The organism is Frankia sp. CeRuru1 (assembly GCF_977966315.1).
Genome location: NZ_CDWWEW010000407.1, coordinates 1 through 4,364 on the forward strand (window position 1 = coordinate 1; position 4,364 = coordinate 4,364).

The window sequence follows — 4,364 nt, forward strand, 5'->3', positions numbered from 1 at the left end:
GCCCAGGACGGGGGGAAGAAACGCTCAAGCACGGCCACACAGTCACGCACTGTCGCCGACGGAAAGGTCACCACCGTGACCCTACCCGCTTCGTCGCAGCAACCTGCCAGCCGGTCACACTGCCCGGTGCCGCGCCCGGGCGCCGCGCGGGCGGTCGCCCCAGCCCCGTAACGTCACCGGTGGCAACACGCCCGCAATGTGCTGGCGAGCCGCGAGGAAAGGGCAGTCGTCATGGCGGACGTTTCAGTGCGATTCCAGGTGGCGGGGGATGCCGAGATCGTGCTGAACCTCGCGACCCCGCAGGCTGTCCGGCTGGTGGAAGCCATCATGCGCAAGGTGGCCGAGGCCATGGGCGTGCCGGAACGGCCCGCCGTCGGGGCCATGTGGCCCGACGTGCCATCGGCGCAGGCACCGTTCGCTCCGGACCGGCGCTGAGCCGCTGAGCCACCGAGCCACGTGGGCGGTCGCCCGGCTCCGGCGGCCGCCGGTGACGGGCAGCGGCCGGAGCCGATATCCGCCTGGGCGCCGCCCAGTCGGTGGATCCGTGACGCCACTGTCCGGCCGATGGACGCCCGCCGCCGGCTATGTTGGCGCAATCCCTTCGGACAAAGCAGGCGAAGGTACCAGATCGGCACTCTGCGCGCTTGTTTTCGCAAAAGCCGGCGCAGCAAAGCCGCAGCACGATACAACTCCGCACAGCCCTCCCCACCGAAAGGAAAATGATCAAGTATGGCGGGGGACGTACCGGCCGACGAACACGCGCTCATCATCTCGGCCGGAGGGGAGACGGGCCGAGCACTCCGTGCGGCGTTCGCGGCGATCGCAGCCACCGGCGCATCCTCGGATGACGGGGTCGACCAGACCGCCGAGAGCGACGGCTCGCCAACCGATCCCACCCTGGCCAACGAACGACAGCCGCTGCACCGCTACGGCAGGGTCCACGTGCTGGGCCAGCCTCGGGACATCTCCACGGCGACGGCGACGGCGGAACGCGCCGCCGCCCGGCTGGCAGCGGCGGTCCTCCCCCCCGCGGACGGCAGCGTCGTGTCGACCACCGGGGTGTCGCCCGGGCTGAGCCGCGCCGAGACGCTCGGGCTGGACGCCTTCCGTCTGCGGGCCAGCGCCGCCTACCGGCATCTCAAGCAGGAACGTCCCCGTGACGGCCGGCCGTGGGACATGGACCGGCCCTGCACCGACATCCCGCCGCCCCGGGGCAGCTCGCCTGATCCGGACCGGCCGGCACCGCATGCCCAGACGACACCGCATGCCCAGGCGAACGGGCGGGATGCCCAGGCGAACGGGCGGGCCGAGGCCCAGAGCCCGACCGCCGCGCCCGCGGACACCCGGACCGCCGCGCAGACCACCCAGGCGCCCTCCCCCACCAGCGCGGCGCTGGAGGGATCGGTGGCCGTCGGGCTGATCCTCGTGGAAGGGCCGACCACCGCACTGCAACTGACCGCCGCGGAACGCACCAAGATCGTGGCCGAGGTGCAGAACGGGTTGTCCTGGTACGCGACCACGAACCCGGCGGCCGACCTGACCTTCCACTACGACATCCAGATCGTGCGGCTGCCCGTCCCACCGGACCCGAACGCGCCCGATCTCGAGGCGCTGTGGCGTGACCCCACCATGAGCCGGCTCGGCCACCCGGCCAGCTTCGACGGCGTCTACGACTACGTCGACGCGCTCCGGGCCCGGCTCGGCACCCGGTCCGCCTACTGCGCGTTCTTCACCAAGTATCCGCTGGGATACTTCGCGTACTCCTCGGTGGGTGGTCCCCGGCTCGTGATGTCCTGCGACAACGACGGCTGGGGACCGGACAATATCGACCGGGTCTTCACCCACGAGACCGGCCACATCTTCGGCGCTCCGGACGAGTACGCGGGCGCCCAGTGCGACTGCGGCGGTCGGTGGGGGGCGTTCCACGCCCCAAACGGCAACTGCGACGCCTGCGCGCCCGCGCCCGTCGACTGCCTGATGCGCTCGAACAGTTTCGCGCTGTGCCGCTACACCCCCAGCCACCTCGGCTGGGGCCACGGAGTGAGCGGCAACCCGGCGCTCGTCCAGAGCAGGGGGCTCGGCCGGATCGGCAACTTCGACGCCGTCGTCCCCTCGGCCTTCGCCGGGCTGACCCACGTCTGGCGGGACAACGACGCGGCCGGCTTCCCCTGGATGGCCCCGTGGCAGACGGCCCAGGAGCTCGGCCGGATCGATGCCGTCACCATGATCCAGAGCACCCTGGCCAGGCCGGGACCCCTCGAGGTCGCCGTCCGGGCCGGCTCGGCGCTGTACTTCCTGTGGCGGGACTCCACCGGTGCCTTCGCCTGGCACCCGCCGACCCGCCTCGCCCAGGGCGTGGGGGGCGTTCCGTCGCTGGTGCAGAGCCGGCTGGGCACCAAGGGCAACTTCGAACTACTCGTGCCCGCCGCGGACGTCGGCATCCTGCACCTGTGGCGCAACCATGACATCCACGGATTTCCGTGGAGCACTCCGAAGCTGTTCGGCGCGAACCTCGGGCGCGTCGACGCCGTCAGCCTCATCCACGGCACGCTGGGCGGCGGCAACGGGATGTTGGAAGCGGTCGCCCGGGTCGGCAACCGGCTCGTGCACCTCACCCGCGACAACAGGGCGGTCTGGCGCACCGGCCCCGTCTTCGCCGAGGGCGTGACGGGCAATCCGGTGCTCATCCAGAGCGCCTTCCCCGACGGCTCCCGCAACTTCGAGGTGGTCGTCCCCGCCGCGGGCCGCGGACTCATCCACTTCTACCGGAACAACGGCGCGCCATCCCCGGTCTGGAGCGGACCGCGGCCGTTCGCGCCGGAGCTGGGCCGGGTGGATGCCGTCTCGATGATCCAGAGCAACTTCGACGGGCATCTGGAGGTGCTCGCCCGCGTCGGCGACCGGCTCCACATGGTCTGGCGTTCGTCGGGCCCCGGTGCGAGATGGTCGGTCCCCCGGCGCGTGTTCTGAGCCGCCGCGCGGGGTCATCCGGCCGGCGGCGCCCCGGGTGGCCGGTCGGGCGGGAGGTGCCCCGGCGTGTCCCAGGGCTCACCACCCGCGGGATCGCGGTGCTTGGCACCCCTCCGCGCCAGCCAGCCGTCGACGAACAGGCTCTCGGCGGCGGTGAGGGACGCCCGCAGCGCCGGGGGAACCTGATCGACGAAGACCCCGCACACCCCGGGCAGGGCAGCCACCTCCGGCGCCCGCGAGGGGGGCAGCGCCACGAGAGCCAGCCGGGGGCGCAGGGCCGAGGTCACGGTGCCGAGGACGGCCAGTTCGGCCAGTGGATCGGTACCCGTGCCGGTCGAGAAGCCCCGGTCCGGCTGGTGGAAGACGACCAGCAGCTCCGGCTCGGTTTCCCACACCGGGCCATTCTTCCGCGAACGAACCCGGATGGAAGGCCCCCAGGCACCGGCGGCCCACCGTCCGGGCTCCCGGCCCACCGCCCGAACCCGCGCCCGAACCCGCGCCCGAACCCGCGCCCGGTGAGAATCACAGTCCTTCCCGGATGGACACCGTGGCTACCGGGGGACAGGGTTGGGACAAACGTCCGACTCCTGGTCGTGGACCCGCCCCGGGCGGTCCTCGCCCGACCGCCACCGGCCGCTTCCGGTCCCGTCCGGGGCCGGAGAGGGCAGGGCAGGAAGAAGGCACCGCAGTTGAGCGAGCGGCTTCCTCTGTTCCCGCTCGGGACGGTCCTGCTCCCCGGGCTGGTCCTACCCCTGGAGATCTTCGAGGAACGGTACCGGATATTGGTGCGGGAACTGCTCGAGCAGCCCGCTGACCAGGTCCGACGGTTCGGAGTGATCGCCATCCGGCGAGGCCGGGAGGTGGGTCCGGCCCTGCCGGCGATCCACGACGTGGGCTGCACCGCCGTGCTACGGCGCGTCCAGGAGCACTCCGACGGGCGGTTCTCGCTCATCACGGTGGGCGGTGACCGGTTCCGGATCCGCACGGTGGACCGGCACAGCGAGCCCTACCTCGTCGGGGACGTCGATTACCTGCCGGAGGACGTCGGCGACACCGACGACACCGGCGGCACCGTTCCGGCGCTCCAGCGTCTGCTCCGAACCTACGCCGACCGGCTCGCCGCCACCGGCACCGTGCAGATCTCGCTGCCGGACCTCCCCGACGACCCGATCGCCCTTTCGTACGTGATCGCCGCCGCCGCCGTCACCGACGTCACCGAACGTCAGGGGCTGCTCGCCGCGCCGGACGCGGCCAGCCGACTGCGGGCCGAACGGGCGCTGCTCCGCCGGGAGATCGGCCTCCTGGAAAAGATCACCACCATCGGATCGAGCGAGTTGCGCCGAGTCGATCCCAGCCCGAACTGACCGTTACCCGAACTGGCCCCAGGCCGAACC

General features: G+C 72.1%; 4 protein-coding genes. 3 read left to right on the plus strand and 1 reads right to left on the minus strand.

The genetic code is table 11. The annotated features are described in order from the left end of the window. The first annotated feature begins 231 nt into the window (after positions 1-231). Both AC08OP_RS21405 and AC08OP_RS21410 read left to right on the plus strand, forming a co-directional pair. The gene (locus AC08OP_RS21405; RefSeq protein ID WP_462187649.1) at positions 232-435 is read left to right on the plus strand and encodes a hypothetical protein; all 204 of its coding nucleotides are present in this window, start codon (positions 232-234) and stop codon (positions 433-435) included. 294 nt (positions 436-729) lie between these two features. Continuing rightward, positions 730-2,970, plus strand: a complete 2,241-nt coding sequence (locus AC08OP_RS21410; RefSeq protein ID WP_476615820.1) for a DUF8189 domain-containing protein — start codon at positions 730-732, stop codon at positions 2,968-2,970. Positions 2,971-2,984: 14 nt separating this feature from the next. Here AC08OP_RS21410 and AC08OP_RS21415 read toward each other — a convergent pair whose 3' ends face one another. Further along, complete coding sequence (locus AC08OP_RS21415; RefSeq protein ID WP_476615821.1) at positions 2,985-3,365, minus strand: hypothetical protein; 381 nt, start codon at positions 3,363-3,365, stop codon at positions 2,985-2,987. Between the two features lie 294 nt (positions 3,366-3,659). Here AC08OP_RS21415 and AC08OP_RS21420 point away from each other — a divergent pair, with 294 nt between their 5' ends. Then, positions 3,660-4,334, plus strand: coding sequence for an LON peptidase substrate-binding domain-containing protein (locus tag AC08OP_RS21420; protein WP_476615822.1), 675 nt, complete (start codon positions 3,660-3,662; stop codon positions 4,332-4,334). The last annotated feature ends 30 nt before the right edge of the window (positions 4,335-4,364 follow it).

Coding starts and splice junctions, on each gene's coding strand:
- AC08OP_RS21405 (WP_462187649.1), top strand. CDS start 232: ATGGCGGACGTTTCAGTGCGATTCCAGGTGGCGGGGGATGCCGAGATC.
- AC08OP_RS21410 (WP_476615820.1), top strand. CDS start 730: ATGGCGGGGGACGTACCGGCCGACGAACACGCGCTCATCATCTCGGCC.